The sequence below is a fragment of the Planomonospora sp. ID67723 genome (assembly GCF_015711605.1).
Lineage (GTDB): Bacteria > Actinomycetota > Actinomycetes > Streptosporangiales > Streptosporangiaceae > Planomonospora_A.
This window is the reverse complement of sequence record NZ_JABTEZ010000003.1, coordinates 868675-884962: the sequence shown is the minus strand read 5'-3', so window position 1 is coordinate 884962 and position 16288 is coordinate 868675. Positions and strand designations below refer to the sequence as shown.

At 72.0% G+C, this 16288-nt stretch carries 15 protein-coding genes; 5 read left to right on the top strand and 10 right to left on the bottom strand.

The window, feature by feature from the left end; all coding sequences use genetic code 11:
• Window positions 1-7 precede the first annotated feature (7 nt).
• A complete protein-coding gene (locus HS041_RS25515; protein ID WP_196443329.1) occupies window positions 8-712 on the bottom strand; it encodes an SDR family oxidoreductase in 705 nt (234 codons plus the stop codon).
• A gap of 102 nt (window positions 713-814) precedes the next feature.
• On the opposite strand from HS041_RS25515, the gene HS041_RS25510 reads away from it, so the two are divergent.
• The gene (locus HS041_RS25510; protein WP_196443328.1) at window positions 815-1648 is read left to right on the top strand and encodes a helix-turn-helix transcriptional regulator; all 834 of its coding nucleotides are present in this window, start codon (window positions 815-817) and stop codon (window positions 1646-1648) included.
• 56 nt (window positions 1649-1704) lie between these two features.
• On the opposite strand, the gene HS041_RS25505 is transcribed toward HS041_RS25510, so the two are convergent.
• Window positions 1705-2280, bottom strand: a complete 576-nt coding sequence (locus HS041_RS25505; protein ID WP_196443327.1) for a carboxymuconolactone decarboxylase family protein — start codon at window positions 2278-2280, stop codon at window positions 1705-1707.
• A 58-nt stretch (window positions 2281-2338) separates the two neighbouring features.
• On the opposite strand from HS041_RS25505, the gene HS041_RS25500 reads away from it, so the two are divergent.
• Entirely contained in the window at window positions 2339-3085 is a 747-nt protein-coding gene (locus HS041_RS25500) for an SDR family NAD(P)-dependent oxidoreductase (RefSeq protein WP_307845460.1), read from the top strand.
• Between the two features lie 6 nt (window positions 3086-3091).
• Here HS041_RS25500 and HS041_RS38655 read toward each other — a convergent pair whose 3' ends face one another.
• Entirely contained in the window at window positions 3092-4201 is a 1110-nt protein-coding gene (locus HS041_RS38655) for a class I SAM-dependent methyltransferase (protein ID WP_196443325.1), read from the bottom strand.
• 165 nt (window positions 4202-4366) lie between these two features.
• Between HS041_RS38655 and HS041_RS25490 the strand changes: the two genes are divergently transcribed.
• Complete coding sequence (locus tag HS041_RS25490; RefSeq protein WP_196443324.1) at window positions 4367-6298, top strand: S9 family peptidase; 1932 nt, start codon at window positions 4367-4369, stop codon at window positions 6296-6298.
• Between the two features lie 80 nt (window positions 6299-6378).
• Here the strand turns inward: HS041_RS25490 and HS041_RS25485 are convergent, their stop codons facing one another.
• The 3 genes from HS041_RS25485 to HS041_RS25475 all read right to left on the bottom strand — a co-directional run bounded on the left by HS041_RS25485 (window position 6379) and on the right by HS041_RS25475 (window position 8970).
• Window positions 6379-7317 (bottom strand): MBL fold metallo-hydrolase, encoded by a 939-nt coding sequence (locus tag HS041_RS25485; RefSeq protein WP_196443323.1) that lies wholly within the window; start codon window positions 7315-7317, stop codon window positions 6379-6381.
• A 56-nt stretch (window positions 7318-7373) separates the two neighbouring features.
• Entirely contained in the window at window positions 7374-7877 is a 504-nt protein-coding gene (locus tag HS041_RS25480; RefSeq protein WP_307845459.1) for an anthrone oxygenase family protein, read from the bottom strand.
• A 238-nt stretch (window positions 7878-8115) separates the two neighbouring features.
• Window positions 8116-8970, bottom strand: a complete 855-nt coding sequence (locus HS041_RS25475; protein WP_196443321.1) for an endonuclease/exonuclease/phosphatase family protein — start codon at window positions 8968-8970, stop codon at window positions 8116-8118.
• A gap of 179 nt (window positions 8971-9149) precedes the next feature.
• Between HS041_RS25475 and HS041_RS25470 the strand changes: the two genes are divergently transcribed.
• On the top strand, window positions 9150-10061 hold the full coding sequence (locus tag HS041_RS25470; RefSeq protein WP_196443320.1) for an NADP-dependent oxidoreductase: 912 nt from the start codon (window positions 9150-9152) through the stop codon (window positions 10059-10061).
• A gap of 61 nt (window positions 10062-10122) precedes the next feature.
• On the opposite strand, the gene HS041_RS25465 is transcribed toward HS041_RS25470, so the two are convergent.
• From HS041_RS25465 to HS041_RS25450, 4 genes are all read right to left on the bottom strand, one after another.
• The gene (locus tag HS041_RS25465; RefSeq protein ID WP_196443319.1) at window positions 10123-10938 is read right to left on the bottom strand and encodes a class I SAM-dependent methyltransferase; all 816 of its coding nucleotides are present in this window, start codon (window positions 10936-10938) and stop codon (window positions 10123-10125) included.
• 114 nt (window positions 10939-11052) lie between these two features.
• Window positions 11053-12705: a diguanylate cyclase domain-containing protein gene (locus HS041_RS25460; protein WP_196443318.1), complete on the bottom strand. Its 1653-nt coding sequence runs from the start codon at window positions 12703-12705 to the stop codon at window positions 11053-11055.
• Between the two features lie 264 nt (window positions 12706-12969).
• The gene (locus tag HS041_RS25455; protein WP_307845458.1) at window positions 12970-13362 is read right to left on the bottom strand and encodes a VOC family protein; all 393 of its coding nucleotides are present in this window, start codon (window positions 13360-13362) and stop codon (window positions 12970-12972) included.
• 44 nt (window positions 13363-13406) lie between these two features.
• Window positions 13407-14420 carry an NADP-dependent oxidoreductase gene (locus HS041_RS25450; RefSeq protein ID WP_196443316.1) on the bottom strand — a complete coding sequence of 338 codons (1014 nt, stop codon included), beginning with the start codon at window positions 14418-14420 and terminating at the stop codon, window positions 13407-13409.
• Window positions 14421-15221: 801 nt separating this feature from the next.
• On the opposite strand from HS041_RS25450, the gene HS041_RS25445 reads away from it, so the two are divergent.
• A complete protein-coding gene (locus HS041_RS25445) occupies window positions 15222-16196 on the top strand; it encodes an aldo/keto reductase (protein WP_196443315.1) in 975 nt (324 codons plus the stop codon).
• The last annotated feature ends 92 nt before the right edge of the window (window positions 16197-16288 follow it).

The following is a 16288-nucleotide window of genomic DNA, read 5'->3' as shown; positions in this document are numbered from 1 at the left end:
AGGCGCATCACCAGGGGACGACGCCTTCGTCTTGGAGGTGGACGCCCGTCGGGCCGTCGGCGTCCAGCAGCGCCAGCCGTACGACGACCGCCGCGCCCTGCTCGGCGGTGCGGTGGCCGGTGTGGCCGTTGAGGTCGGTCGCGCAGTAGCCGGGATCGGCGGCGTTGACCTTGATGGGGGTGCCGGCCAGCTCCTTGGCGTAGGACACGGTGATCATGTTCAGCGCCGCCTTGGAGGAGTTGTAGGCCAGGTAGTTGTGGGCCCGGAATTCGTCCTCCGGGTCGGTCGCGCGCGCCAGGGAGGCCAGTCCGCTGGAGACGTTGACGATCCGGGCCGCCGCCGCCCGGCGCAACAGGGGCAGCATCGCGTTGGTGACGGCGACCACGCCGAAGACGTTGGTCTCGTAGGTGGTGCGCAACGCGTCCACGGGGGTCGCGCTGGGGGCCGGTCCCTCCTGGGCGGCGATGACCCCGGCGTTGTTGACGAGGACGTCGAGCACGCCGTACTCCTCCTCGACCTGTTTGGCGGCGGAGGCGACGGACTCGGCGGAGGTCACGTCGAGCTGCAGGAGGCGGGCTCCCAGCTCCTCGGCGGCCCGCTGCCCGCGCACGGCGTCCCTGGCCCCGATCAGGACGGTCACACCCCTTTCGGTGAGAATCCTGGCGGTCTGATATCCGATGCCCTTGTTGGCACCCGTGATGAGAGCGATCATGCGTCTCACCGTGCCGGGGACCCGGCGGGGGCGGGAGAGACCGCCGGAGGCTGGGATCGGCGGTACCACCCACGGACGTCTCCGGCACGTCATGCTGGGGGCATGAACCGCAGCGAGCTCGCCGAATTCCTCCGCAACCGCCGCGCCCGCCTGACCCCGCGCGAGGCCGGCCTGCCCGAGGGCGGACGCAGGCGCACCCCCGGTCTGCGCCGCCAGGAGGTGGCCCAGCTCGCCGGCATGTCGATCGACTACTACATCCGGCTGGAGCAGGCGCGGGGGCCGCACCCGTCCCGGCAGGTACTCGGCTCGCTGGCCCGCGCACTGATGCTCAGCGCCGACGAGCGCGCACATCTGTTCCACCTCGCCGGTGAGGCTCCGGCACCGGGCAGCAGGCCTCCGAGGGACGTGCCGCCGGGCGTGCTGAACCTGCTGGAGGCCCTGGAGGACACACCCGCCTACGTTCTCGACGCCAAGTACGACGTCCTGGCATGGAACCCGCTGGCGGGATTGTTCCTGGGCGGTCTGGACGACATGTCCCCGGATGACCGGAACATAATCCGCTGGGTCTTCCGCTCCTCCGACCTGCGCATGCCGCTGTGCGATCCGGAGCGGGGCCGTTTCGCCCGCGCCGCGGTCGCCGACCTGCGGGCCGCCGCCGGGCGCTACCCCGGCGACCCCGGCATCCGCGGCCTGGTGGCGGAGATGCTGGGCTGCAGTCCGGAGTTCGCGCAGATGTGGGCGACACACGACGTGGAGATCCAGCGCGACCAGCGCAAGCGCATGCACCACCCGCTGATCGGCCTCGTCGAGGTCACCTGCCAGGTTCTGCACGTCCCGGACCGGGACCAGCGGGTCGTCTTCTACACCACCGTCACCGGCTCTCCGGCGCACGACGCCCTCCGGATGCTCCGGATGCTCCAGGACGCGCCGCGCTGAACCGCCGGCGGGCCCCGAGGGGGCGTGCCGCCCGGCCGCCGGGCGGCCCCGGACCGTCAGGAAGCCCGGTCACCGCCGTTCCGGGCGTCCTGCGCGTCCTCCACCTGGACGCGCAGGGTGTTCAGGACGACGGCCAGCATGTCGTAGTGGGCGACGAGCATGACGAACTCGATGCGGCCGGGCTCGTCATAGCGGGCGCACAGGGCCTGCCAGACCGCATCGGACAGGTCGCCGCCGGTGTGGAGCTCGTCGGCGGCGTCGAGCACCAGCCGGTCGGCGGGCCCCCAGGCGTGGCCGCCGCCACCGGTCGCGTCCCCGCCGGCGGCCGTGCCGCCGTCGCGGATCGCCTCGATCTCCACGTCGGTCAGCCCCGCCTCGCGCGCCAGCCGTACGTGCTGCGCCCACTCGTAGGCGCTGCCCCGGTGGTGGGCTGTGCGCAGGATCGCCAGTTCCCGGTCGCGTGCGGGCAGGGTGCCGTACAGCAGGGCGGCGCCGAAGCCGATCCACGCCTGGAACAGCGCGGGGTGACGGGCGAGGGTGGTGAAGACGCGGTAGGGGCCGGTGCCCTCGACCACCCGGGTCAGGAACGGGTCCCATTCCTCGGGCGGCAGCGGTTCGACGCGGGGATTCACGGATCAGAGATTACTTACTACGATCACCGTTGTGAACGATCGCTTGGTAGGTAGACGTGTGCTCGTCGTGGGAGCCGGTACCCGCCCGTCGGCCGACCCCGACGCGCCGGTCGGCAACGGGCGGGCGATCGCGATCGAGACCGCGCGGCAGGGCGCCACGGTGGTCTGCGCCGACGTGGACGAGAAGTCGGCGGCCGAGACCGCCGACCGGATCATCCGCGAGGGCGGCCGGGCCGAGGTGCTCGCGGTGGACCTCGCCGACGGCGACGCCTGCGAGGCGCTGGTCGCCCGCGCGGGGACGGCCGGCGGCCCGGTGGACGGGATCGTGCTGAACGCCGCGATCGGCGCCGGGCTCGCCCTCGCCGGGACCAGCGCCGACGACTGGGACCGGGTCTTCTCCGTCAACCTGCGCGGCCATTTCCTGGTCTGCCGGGGCGCGCTGCCGCTGCTCGGCCCCGGCTCGTCCATCGTCTTCATCGGATCGGTGGCCGGGCTGCGGCCCGGGAGCCTGATCCCGGCCTACGACGCCTCCAAGGCGGGCCTGGCCGGCCTGGCCAGGCACGTCGCGCTGGAGGGCGCGGGCCTGGGGATCAGGGCCAACCTGGTCGCGCCGGGTCTGATCGACACCCCGCTCGGCCGGGACGCGGCCAAGCTCTGGGAGCACCGGGACCGGGTGATGGTCCCGATGGGCCGCCAGGGCACCGCCTGGGAGGTGGCGAACGTCGTGGCGTTCCTGCTCTCGGAGGAGGCGAGCTACGTCACCGGCCAGGTCCTCGCCGTGGACGGCGGCCTCACGCTCCTCTGAGCCGGGCTAGAGGGTGACGGCCCCGTCCGCCGCCAGGCTGCGGACCTCCAGGCCCGCGCCCCACCTCTCGATCGCCTCCTCGTCGGCGAACGCCAGCGCGCGCAGCATGTTGCCGCCGTCGGCGGCCTTGACGTTGCGCCGCAGCCGCCGCCGCAGCGGCTCGGGCAGCTTGGTGGTGCCCGCCTCGACGGTGTCGCCGTAGAAGGGGGCGAAGGCCACCCCGGCGAAACCGGTACGGCGCAGCAGCGCGGGCATGGTCTCGGCCGAGTAGAACATCAGGTGGTTCTTGGTGAACCCGTTCCACTTGCTGCCGTATGCCTTGAGCTGCAGGGACGCGGCGTTGACCGTGAGGATCAGCAACACCCCTCCCGGCCCGAGCAGGCTGCGGAACATCTTGAAGTCCTGGATCGGCCGGGGCAGGTGGGCCAGGACCGACCAGAGGGTGATCACGTCGAAGCCGCCCCCGGCGATCTCCGGCACGTCCAGGGGGACTCCATGGTAGGCCCGCGCCCGGGTGAGCCGCCGGTTGGCCTCGGCCACCGAGTCGGGTGACAGGTCGATGCCGACCGCGTCGAACCCGCGCTCCTCGGCCAGTTCCAGGAAGAGCCCCGCTCCGCAGCCGAAGTCCAGCAGCCGCCGGTCCCGGTCGCCGTCGCGGCCCTGGTCGAAGACCGGGCTGAAGGCGTCCATGGTCAGCCGGTAACGGCGCTGGCGGCCGGCCGCGTAATCACCGGTGAGGAAGCCGCTGTAGTTCTTGGAGTACAGGTCGCCGAGGCGTTCGGGCCTGATGTTCGGGTTGCGGTAGAGGAAGCCGCACGCCGGGCAGCGCACCACCTGGTAGGTCCACTTCCCCTTGCCGTCGGCGGGACGGAACAGCGGCTGCTGCCGGGTGTCACCGCACATGTGGCAGGTGACGAACTCCTCGATCTCCCCCAGGCCCGTCCGCTCCTGGTAGTCCTGCAACGCGATCACCGGCGCCCGGCGCAGCCGCATCCTCCACTGGACCTCCCGGGCGAGGCGCTCGCCCGGGCGGACGTAGACCCGCTGCCCCCAGGGGATGTTGTCGTAGCGAGTGCCGTATACGAAGCGGGAGATCACTCTTCTGGCAGAGACCACGGAATGTCCATTCAACGGCTTTATCCCAACGTGTCATGACTTCTTCGGTCACTCAACCGCTACCCCCCATTCCGTCTGGGCAGTGCCAGGACGGGGCATACCGTTCTCCAGGTGATGATCAGGGCGAGGTATGCCCCTCCGCCCTCGGTGATAACGTCCCAGGCCATGCGCCCAGAAGACCTCGCCCTGCTGCACGTCCCCGGCACCGTCGCCCTCCGCGGCGACCTTCTTCTGACCGACGTGACCCACCCCGACCTGGAGGCGGACGCCTACCGGGGAAGCCTGTGGCGGATCCCGCACGAGGGCCCGCCCGCACGCTTCACCTACGGCGACCACGACACCGCGCCCCGGATCTCCCCCGACGGCGCCTGGGTGGCCTTCCTGCGCGCGAGCGGGGGCGGCAAGCCGCAACTGCACGTGATGCCGACCGGGGGCGGCGAGGCCCGCCCCATCACCGACCTGCCACTCGGCGCGGGCGTCCCGGTCTGGGCGCCCGACTCGCGGCGGATCGCCTTCGTCGCGCGCGTCCCCGAGCCCGGCCGCTACGGCACCGCGGAGGGAGTGGGCGCCGCGGCCGAGGCGCCGCGCCGGATCACCGGCTTCCGCTACCGGGGGGACGGCGCCGGCTTCGTCCTGGACCGGCCCCAGGTGCTGTACGTCGTCAACGCCCTGGCCGACATCCCCCAGCCGGTGCCGCTGACCGACGGCCGCTGCGACGTCGAGGCCCCCTGCTGGTACGACGAGCACGTGCTCGTCTCCGCCCCGCGCGACCTCGACCCTGACAACCTGCACACCGACCTGTACGCGGTCCCGGCCCTCGGCGGCGAACCGGTCCTCGCGGTCCGCAGCGCCGGCTCGGCCGTCCTGCCCGTCACACTGAGCGATGACGTGTTCTATCTCGGCGCGGAGTTCTCCGGCGTGCACGCGGTGGCCCGCAACACCGGGCTGTACCGCGCCACCCCGTGGATCGGCGGCGAGCCCGTGGAGGGGACGCGGCTGACCGAGGAGGAGTCGGTCGACTGCGAGCAGCTGCCCCCCGTCCCGGTCGAAGACGGGGTGCTGGTCGCGGTGCGGGTGCGCGGCGCGGTCGAGCTGCGCCTGGTGCCGCACGACTCCGCCGGGACGTCGCTGGAGAAGCTGCCGGTCGTGCTGGGTGAGCGGGCGAGCGTCAGGGCGTTCGCCTCATACGGCGGCCGCACCGTCGCGGTGGTCTCCAGCCCCGAGCACCCGGGCCAGGTCGTCGCCGCGGCCTCCGCCCCCGGCCGGCTCCCAGATTCCGTCGGCTCCGGCGCTTCCGTGCTCGCCGACTTCTGCGGGCCGCTGGCCGGGACCCGCCCGCTCCGGGAGCTCACTGCCGTCTCCCGCGACGGCCACCCCGTGCACGGCTGGCTGGCCGTACCCGAGGGCGAGGGGCCGCACCCGGTCCTGCTCAACGTTCACGGCGGCCCGTTCCACCAGCACGGCTGGGGTTTCCTGGACGAGACCCAGGTCTACACCGCCGCCGGATACGCCGTGGTCCTGCCCAACCCGCGGGGCTCGGCCGGGTACGGCCAGGCCCACGGGCAGGCCGTGATCGGCGCGCTCGGCACCGTGGACGCCGAGGACGTGCTCGCGCTGCTGGACGCGGCGCTGGCCGAGCCCGCGTGCGACCCGGAGCGGGTGGGCGTGATGGGCGGCTCCTACGGCGGGTTCATGACCAGCTGGCTCGCCGCCCACCACGGGGCCCGGTTCCAGGCCGCCTGGAGCGAGCGCGCGGTCAACGCCTGGGACTCCTTCGTCGGCTCCTCCGACATCGGCTGGTTCTTCGCCGAGGCCTACTGCGGCCCCGACCCGGAGGCCCAGCGCGCGATGAGCCCGCTCTACCACGCCGACCGGATCACGCTGCCGTTCGCCGTGGTCCACTCGGAGGAGGACTGGCGCTGCCCGGTCGAGCAGGCTCAGCGGATGTTCGTCGCCCTGCGCCGGAACGGCGTCCCGGCCGAGTTCCTGCTCTTCCCGGGCGAGGGCCACGAGCTCACGCGGAGCGGCCGGCCCCGTCATCGCCTCCAGCGCTTCCAGGCCGTCCTGGAGTGGTGGTCCCGCCACCTCTCTCCCTGATCCCCTGGCACTCTCCCTGATCCCCTGACACCCTCCGGCCGCCCGTCGCGCGGCCGGGCGGTGACACGGGGCGGGCACGCTCACGCCAGGCAGGTCAGCGGCCTGCCCCCATTGAACTCGATCATCTCCAGGACGGCGGTCGTCACGTCGATCGGCTCGCCCGGGGGCAGGCCGTCGAGCTCGGCGTAGGCCCGGTGCAGGTTGCCGACGATGCGCTCGGAGTCGAGCAGCTCGCCGTACTCTCCCAGGTCGGTCTCGCGCGCCGTCTCCAGCGGTGAGAGACCGGCCGCCCGGCCGCGCTCGGCGGTGTCCAGCACGAACCGCAGGTATCGCCGCACGCGGTCGACGGCGCCCGGTCCGCAGACCCCGCCGTGCCCCGGCACGATCGTCCGGGCGCCCAGCGCCTCGAGGTCGTCGAGCACCTTCAGCGAGCCCCGGACCGATCCCATCAGGACGAACGGCGTGCCGCCGTTGAAGATCAGGTCTCCGGAGAACAGCAGCCGCCGCTCCGGGATCCACACGATCGAGTCGTTGGTCGTGTGCGCTGCGACGCCCACGTGCCGGACCTCGCAGCGCAGGTCGTCGGAGTAGAGGGTGATCCCGTCGGTGTAGGTGAGGAACGGCGGGCGGGCCTCCAGGTTCCCCCAGTCCACCTCGGTCCAGGCCATGGTCCGGTAGTCCGGGATGCCCTCGGCGAGGATCAGCTCGCGGGTCCGCTCGTGCCCGACGACGGTCGCCTCGGGGAAGGCGAAGTTGCCGAAGGTGTGGTCACCGTGGTGGTGGGTGTTGACCAGCGTGGTGACCGGCCGGCCGGTGACCGACCTGATCGCCTCCCGGTAGGCCAGAGTGCGCCGCTCGGTGGAGCAGGAGTCGATGCCGATCACCCCGCGCCGCCCGGCGAGGAAGCCGGTGTTGTTGATCCACCAGCTCCCGTCCGGCTGGATGTAGGCGTAGACGCCGTCGGAGACCTCCTCGACGCGTGCCGGAGGCAAGGTGTGGTCGTGCCGGGATGAGCTCATGGAGGGAATTGTGCAGGTGCGGACCGGTCCACGTCACGGGGCGCGGCGCATTCCGCTCAGCCCTGCCCGCCCCAGACGAACACGGCGAGCCCGGCCAGCAGCAGGCTGATCCCGCAGAACACCGCCCGCCCCGTGTTCCACCGCGTCCACCGCGCCGAGTAGCCCGACCAGAGCCGCGCGGCCTCGGCCGGGTCGGCCGGGACGTCCGCGGCGTCGAGCGCGTTGTTCATCGGCACGTTGACGGCGGCGGTCGGCGCGAACGCACCCAGGACGTACGCCGCCGCGGCCGCGAAGAACAGCACGGCCGCCCGCTCCTGCCCGAGGGCGAGCAGGAGCGCGCCCGCCGCCGGGGCCGCGAGCACCGTGCCGACGAACATCGGCAGGAACACGGGGTTCAGGATCTTCCGGTTGACGCTCTGCATCGCGGGGATCGCCTGCCGGGCGTCGATCCCGTCCAGGCCCGGCATCACCGCCACGGAGAAGCCGTAGAACAGGCCCGTCATGGCCCCGGTCAGCACGATGGTCAGTCCCGCCGCGAGGGCGGCCAGGGTGAATAGCACGGTCGACTCCGTCTTGTTCCGATGGCCGTTCCACTTTCTGCCAGTAGAGCCCCCTGCGGCGAGACGGGCCATGGCCGAAAGGCTCGTTTCCATGTCTTCGCGTCCACGCCGCAGTCGCGGATGGAGCGATCTCCACTTCGAAGATCTCCACGGCAGGGTAAGGCAGCCCGGGAGGAGGGGCGGACGGCCTCCTCCTGCTCGGCTCGGCGGTGGAGGCGAAGCTCCACCGCCGAGCCGTCTACTTCCATGTGCCCGGTACGGCGGTCACCCCATCCCCCTGCGCCGCGAGATCCGCGACGACCGCCGCGTGGTCGGAGGGCCACACCCCGCCGACGGGACCGTGGCCCGCGCGCCGTACCGAGCGGACATGGCCGAGACCGCCGGGCCCGGGCGGGCCGACGTGGACGTAGTCGATCCGCCCGGCCGGCTCGAAGGTCCGCGCGGCGTAGGGGTTGGCCGCGTCCCAGGTGGCCGACGGCGCGGCCGGATCGGCGTACTCCCAGGCATCCAGGAGGACCTGGCCCGCCACGGCGGGAGCCGTCCGGTACCCGCCGAGCCGCCGCATCTCGTCGGAGTCCGGCAGCGCGTTGTAGTCCCCGGTGACCACCGGCGGGAAGGGCGTCCCGCCGCGGTTGTCGGCCACGAACCCGGCCAGGGCCGTGACCTGCGCGCAGCGCACCGCCGACTCGTGGGGTGCGGAGTTCAGGTGCGTGGTGAAGAACGGCACCGGATGCCCCGGCGCGTCCACCAGCGCGTGCAGGGTCACCCTGCCGTCGTCCCGCCCTCCCGCCGCGGGCAGCCGGACCACGTCGCGGCCGGCGAAGGGCCACCGGCTGAGCACCGCGACGCCGACGTCGGCCGTCTCGCCCTCCGCGCGCCTGTGCCACCTTCCGGGCATGTCGAAGGCGGCCCAGGTCCACTGCATGCCGAGCTCCTCCCCCAGCCACGACGCGAGGTTCTCCTCCCCGTCGTCCCACACCTCCTGCAGGCCGACGATGTCGGGTTCCAGGTCCCGCAGGACGGCCAGGATCGCCTCGCGCCGCCGCTCCCACGGCCCGAAGCGCCACCACACGTTCCAGGTCACCACCCGCATCCGCCGTCCCTGTTCTCTCGGTCCACGCGTTCTCCACCGCACCCGACCAGTGTTCTCCCCCGGCGCGGCACCCTCGCCGCGGCCCCCACCGGTGGACGGCCCGGATCCGGCAGTTGACCTCATCCTTGGTTGAGGTTGCATCGTTGACCGCGAGATCAACGATGAGGAGGCTGATCCCGATGAAGGCTGCCGCGTTCGCGTCGTTCGGCGGGCCGGAAGTGCTGCAGGTCATGGAGGTCGCGACCCCGCAGGCGGGGCCCGGCCAGGTGCGGGTACGGGTCAGGGCCGCCGGCGTGCAGCCGTACGACGCCGCCGTGCGCGCAGGCTGGACCCCTCCCGGCGTCACCGGAGACCTGCCCAGGATTCCCGGCAACGAGTTCGCCGGGGTGGTGGACCAGGTGGGCGAGGGGGTGACCGGCCTGGCGCCGGGCTCCGAGGTGCTGGGCTTCTCCCAGCTCGGCTGCTACGCCGAGTACGTCGTGGTGGGCGCCGACCAGGTCACGGCCAAGCCGGCCGGCCTGCCGTGGGAGGTGGCGGGCGGGCTGACCGCGGGCGTGCAGACGGCCGAGCTGGCGCTGGACACGGTCGGGGCGGGCGAGGGGGACACCGTGCTGATCCACGCCGCCGCGGGTTCGGTCGGCACAGCGGCCGTGCAGATCGCCCGGATGCGGGGCGCCACGGTCATCGGAACCGCACGCCCGGACAACCACGCCTACCTCCGGGACCTCGGCGCCGTCCCGGTCGCGTACGGCGAGGGCCTGGCCGACCGGGTCCGCGTTCTCGCGCCCGGCGGGGTGGACGCCGCGATCGACGGGGCGGGCGGCGAGGCGCTGCAGGCCTCCCTGGAACTGGTCAAGGACCGCGACCGCATCGTCACCCTGGTGGAGCACGGCCGGGCCCCGGAGCTGGGGGTCAGGACGACCCGGGGCGAGCGCACCGCCGAACGGCTCGGCCGCTTCGCCGAGCTGTACGCCCGGGGAAGGCTCACCTTCCACCTGCGCGGGACGTATCCGCTGGAGCGGGCGGCCGACGCCCACCGGGAGATCGAGGCCAGGCACGGCAGAGGCAAGATCGTCATCACGATCGACTGAGCGGAGGGGGGCCGACGAGGCCGAGAGCCGCCGGCCTCGTCCGCGAGGGGAACCGCCGGGCCTAGGAGGCCGCCGGCCGCTCGCCCGCCGTGCCCCGTACGGCCCAGGCCCTGGCGGTGAGCGAGACCGCCCCGTCCGGACCGTACGGCAGGCGGGAGCGGAGCAGGTCGCGGAGGGCATGGCGGTGCTCTTCGGTCAGGGACGCGACGTACGCGGGAGCCGCGCCCTGACCGCCGAGGAACGGCTCCCAGTAGTCGTCGAACCCCGCGAACACGGTCGCCACCTCGACTGTCCGCACCTCCACGTCGTCCAGACCGGCCTCCTCCCACAGACCGCCGAGGGGCTCAGGCCGGCACAACGGGAAGCGGCGGCCCTCGTCCAGCTCGGCGGCGGCGGGGTCGAGATCCGTGGCGGCCTCCCAGAAACGCCGCATCATGACCATGCCCTCGGCGTAGTCCCAGACATAGGCGGCGGCCACGCCGCCCGGTGCGGCGACCCGGGCGAACTCGGCCGCGGCACGGCGCGGGTCGGGGACGAAGTTGAGTGCCAGCCCGCTCACCACGGCGTCGAAGCGGCGGTCGGCCACCGGCAGCGACTGCGCGTCGCCGGCGCGGAAGGACGCCCGCGTGTCGGTGATCCGCGCGCGGGCGTGGGACAGGAACCCCTCCGAGGGGTCCACTCCCGTGACCTGAGCGGGGTCCGCCACGGCCAGGACGGTCTCCGTCAGCGCTCCGGTGCCGCAGCCCACGTCCAGCCACCGCCCGCCCGTCGGCACCTCCAGCCACCGCAGGAACGTTTCCGCGACGTGGCGGCTCCACCGGCCGACGTACGCCTCGTACGCATCACCGACGACCCATACTTCCTGTTTGTTCTTCACGCGACGACGATACGGCCGTTGCCGCCCGCAGCCCCGGGGATTGCGGCGATCCGGTCGCCCCCGGACCGTGGCGGCCCGCCCGCACGAGGCGGCCCCGTGGACGGCCGCCGACGCTCATTCCCGGGTTCCCGCCTCCGCGACGGTTTCGTCGAAGAGCACCGGGCACCGGGGCCTGCGGCGTTTGGACTCGTACATGGCCGCGTCGGCCTGCGCGATGAGAGTGTCGCCGGTGGAGCCCTCCCTGGAGCACGCCACTCCGACGGCTGCGCTGAGTCGCGCCGTACCGGCCGACAACGCGATCTCCCCCTCCAGCGCCTTGCCGACCCGTTCGGCGATGCTCACCACCTCGGCGGCCCGTTCGAGCTTCGGGCAGATCAGCAGGAACTCGTCCCCGCCGATCCTTCCGACGATGTCATCGCTCCGGATCGCGTTTTTGATGCGGCGGGCGGCCTGCACGAGCAGTTCGTCACCTGCCGCGTGCCCGAGGGAGTCGTTGACGGATTTGAACTCGTTGAGATCAATGAAGATCACTCCGGTGAGGCGACGGTCCTCCGCCGACAGCTCCCGGTCGAGGACGGCCAGGCTGAAGGCACGGTTGTAGCAGCCGGTGAGGTGGTCGAACGTCGCCTTGATCCGCAGTTCCTCCCGCGAACGCGCGCTCTCGGTGACGTCTCTCACGCAGGCGAGCGCTCCGGGGGCGCCTTCCTCATCCGACAGGCTGATCAGGGTCATCGCGCAACGACGCAGTTCCCCGCCCGCCCCGGGGAGCTGGACGGTGACCTCGAGTTCGCGATCCGGGCCTCCGCACAGGACGTCCTGAAGCGCCGCGTCCAGCATGTCCCGGTCGTAGTCGACGACGTTCGCGAGCTGCTCCTGAGCGGTTGCGGCGCCACCGGTTCCGAACATCGATGCGAGCAGGGAGTTCGCGTAGACGACGGAACCGTCCTGCCCGAGCTGCAGCAGGCCGATGGGCAACGAGTCGGCGAGCCTGCGGAACAGGTGCTCGCGCTGGCCCAGTGCCTCGTAGGCGGCCATCTCCTCGGAGATGTCGCTGATGTGGCTGACGATGACGGCCGCCTCGAGCTCGGCCGCCTCCTGGTAGATGTTCTCTATCTCGACCCACAACCAGCTGCCGTCCGCGCACCGGTGACGCAGCCGTGACCGCGAACCCTGCTTGGTGCTCAGCATGTCGAGCCAACCGGCGATGGAACGATGCACGTCCTCCTCGTGGAAGAACTGCGTCGACCGGGCACCGATCATCTGTTCCCGGGTCCAGCCGAGCATCCGGGTCGTCCGATCGTCGATGTCCGTGATGACCCCGTCGAACTTCTTGGTCATGCGAGCGGAGCGGGGCCGGAAGGACGCCAGCGGCTGCTCGTTCGAATCGGCGGAGGCGGCCGCGTCGTCACCGAGCTCCACGAGTATGCAGACGAACACACCGTAGCGGTGCCGCATGTCGATGGCGGTCAGTTTGCATCGGCAGGCCGGATCGTCACGCATCCGGGCACTGAGTGACGCCATCCCCGTGCTGCAGGCGCGCTCCCACGTCGTGAGGGCCGCCACCACGTCCGCCGGGTGCAGCAGCTCAAGAAGGTTGGCGTTGTCCTCCGGGACGGGAACCAGCCGGTCGTCACCGAGCCCCAGCGCCGGGGGCACCGGTATCCGGCGGCCGTCAGCCGTCAGCGCCGCCACGCGTGCGTGCGGGTGCTCCAGGAGTCCGGCGAAGGCCTTGTCCCGGGCATCGAGGGACTGAACATGCTCGGTCACGAAGGTCTCATCGGCGCCGGACGGGACTTCTTGAGACCGCACGGAGAAACGGTGTCCGGCCGGATGGACTCGGACCCCGCCGGTCCCGGTCTCCCGACATGACCTGCCCGCCGCCGTTGTCAGCCGGGCGGCCGGGCGGCGGGCCCGTCGGGGGCGAGGCGTCGCCGGCCTCCCGCGGTTCGGCCGCCTCGACGACCGCTCGTCACGGTCGTCGAGGCGGCCGAGCAGCAGTCGCTCGTGAGCCTCACCGCGGTGTCACATCGATCACGCAGGACCGAGCAGGTCCCACCGGTTGCCGGCGATGTCGAGGAACACGGCCACACGCCCGTACGGCTCGGCGCGTGGCGAGGTGACGAACTCGACGCCGGCGACCGTCATGCGTTCGTAGGCGGCGGCGAAGTCGTCCACGCGGAGGAAGAACCCGACGCGCCCGGCGACCTGCTGCCCGACTACGGCGGCTTGATGCCGGCCGTCGGCGCGGGCGAGCAGGATGCCGGTCTGAGCGCCGGGCGGCCGGACGACGACCCACCTTTTCGGGCGGCCGTCGTTGGTCAGCGACGGAGAGTCCTCGACCAGGTCAAAGCCCAGGCTTCCGGTGAAGAACTCGATTGCCCGGTCGTAGTCGTCCACAACGATGGTGATCAGGTCGAGTCGCACCGTCACGAGCATAGGGGCATCGGCCGGTCACCGCCGGGAGGCCCTCACTCATCCGCCACCTTGAGAACGAGCTTTCCGGTGTTGTCTCCCTTGAACAGCCGCAGCAGGGTGTCGGGGAACGCCTGCACGCCGCCGTCCACCACGTCCTCCAGCGACCGCAGCTTCCCGGCCGACAGCCACTCGGCCAGCTCGGCGGTGGCCTCGGGGTACCGGTCGGCGTAGTCGAAGACCACCATCCCCGTCATGGAAGCGCGGTTCACCAGCAGCGACATGTAGTTGGCCGGGCCCTTGACCTGGTCGGTCGCGTTGTACTGCGAAATCGCGCCGCAGATGACGATACGGGCGCCGCGCGCCAGACGGGCCAGCACGGCGTCGAGGACGTCACCGCCGACGTTGTCGAAGTAGACGTCCACGCCCTCGGGTGCCGCCTCACGCAGAGCCTTGCGCACGTCCTGGGACTTGTAGTCGATGCAGGCGTCGAAGCCGAACTCCTCCACCACCAGACGGCACTTGCGCTCGCCGCCGGCGATGCCGACGACCCGGCATCCCTTGATCTTTGCGATCTGCCCCACCACACTGCCGACCGCCCCGGCCGCACCGGAGACCACGACGGTCTGCCCGGGCTCGGGCCGCCCGATGTCGAGCAGCCCGAAGTAGGCGGTCATACCCGTCATGCCCAGCGTGCCCAGGTACACCGGCAGCGGCGCCAGCGCCTGATCGACCCTGGTCAGGCCGCTACCGTCCGACAGGCAGTACTCCTGCACGTTGAGCATGCCCGACACGTAGTCGCCCACGGCGAACTGCGGGTTGCGGGAGGCGATCACGCGGCCCACGCCGCCCGCCCGCATGACCTCCCCGATCTCCACGGGACGGATGTAGGACTTGCCCTCGTTCATCCAGCCGCGCATGGCCGGGTCCAGCGAGAGGTAGATCACCTTGATCAGCAGTTCGCCCTCGCCCGGCTCGGCGACCGGCTCCCCGACGTACTCCCAGTCGGTGGGCCTCGGCAGCCCGACCGGTCGTGCGGCAAGCCGGTACTGGTGATTGGTGCGGCTCATCTGGACGGCTCCTCAGCTGTCGGCGGTACCCCGTGCGGGGCGGTCCCGTGCGTGCGGCGTATCGCGGGGCCGCCGTGCCGCGGCGGGCCCGGTTGGCCTCGTTTCCGGAAGACCGACTGGTCGGTATGGACATCGTGAGGTTAGCCCCAGGGTGTGGCGCCGGGCAAGGACGGTCCCCTCGCCCGGCGGACGCGGCCTCAGCACGGCCGCCCACGACGGGACGGCCGCCGTTCGAGCGCTTCGGTCCGCATTCACGAGGACGTCCGTTGGCGTCCGTAGACGTCCGGCCCTCGCCGTGAATTCCGCAGCGAAAGAAAAAAAGGGGGGTCGTTGCCCTTCCGGTAAGCCGACGACTCTCCGTGAAGCCGAAGACGTGCGGAGACGTCCGGACGGCGTCGAGGGGAGGCAGCCGGCTTGCCGCCCGTTCAAGGCTCGCTGCGTGAGCGCTTACGTCGCCGGTCGTACCAGCGCACGAACAGCCAAGGAAGCGTTGCCTGCACGAGACCCGCCGCAGTGAGCACGGCCAACCCCGCCTCTGCCCATATGCCGAACAGCCAGGTGTCATAGCCGGAGTCGGCACCAGGCAGCGGAGACGGCTCCGCTGCGTGGGCAGAGACACCGCCGGACACGATGGGCGGAAGTCCTCGGTCTTCCCACCGGGCTCCAGGAGATCGGGGTTGAAGACCCTCTCTTTGCTCTTGATCACGGCGTGGAGCGCCTTCCGGCCGGCGGCATCCGCCTCCGCCGATGATGATCTGCCCGGTTAGGCTGAGGCCGGTCACCAAGATCGGGAGGTTCGCGATGGAATACGTACGGCTGGGCTCGACGGGGATGAAGGTCTCCCGGGTCTGCCTGGGCATGATGAGCTACGGCGACCCCGGCCGGTGGGGCGAGTGGGTGCTGGACGAGGCCGCCGCCGAGCCGATCGTGCGCCGGGCCGTCGAGGCCGGGGTGACGTTCTTCGACACCGCCGACGTGTACTCCCAGGGCGCCAGCGAGGAGGTCACCGGCCGTCTGCTGTCGCGCCTGTTCGCCCGCCGTGACGACTACGTGCTGGCCACCAAGGTCTTCTTCCCCGTGGGCAGGGGCGTCAACGACCGCGGCCTGTCGCGCAAGCACGTCCACGCCGCCATCGACGACTCGCTGCGCCGCCTGGGCACCGACTACGTCGACCTCTACCAGATCCACCGCTGGGACGACGAGACGCCCATCGAGGAGACCATGCAGGCCCTGCACGCGGTCGTGCAGGCGGGCAAGGCCCGCTACATCGGCGCCTCCAGCATGGCCGCCTGGCAGTTCGCCAAGGCCCAGCACACCGCCGAGACCAACGGCTGGACAAAGTTCGTATCCATGCAGAATCACTACAATCTCCTCTATCGCGAGGAGGAGCGGGAGATGAACCCGCTCTGCGCCGACCAGGGTGTGGGCCTCATCCCGTGGAGCCCGCTGGCCAGGGGTCTGCTCGCCCGCGCGGGGTCGGAGCAGGCCACCGTCCGCGCCGGGAGCGACGCGCGCATCGAGGCGCTCTACACCGACGCCGACAACGACCGGCAGATCCTCGACCGGGTCGCCCAGGTGGCCCGCGAGCGCGAGGTGCCCGCGGCCCAGGTGGCGCTGGCGTGGCTGCTCCACCAGGCGGGCGTGACCGCCCCGATCATCGGCGCGACCAAGGACCGGCACGTGGACGACGCCGTCGCCGCGGTGGGCCTGGCCCTGACGGGCGGGGAAGTGGCCTTCCTCGCCGAGCCGTACCGTCCGAGGCCCGTCAGTCACTGACGGCACGGGCGCCGGGCCCCGCCCACGGCACAGGGGCGGGGCGCGACGCGGACAGGGAAGACGAAGGCGTGACAGGGAAGACGAAGGCGCGG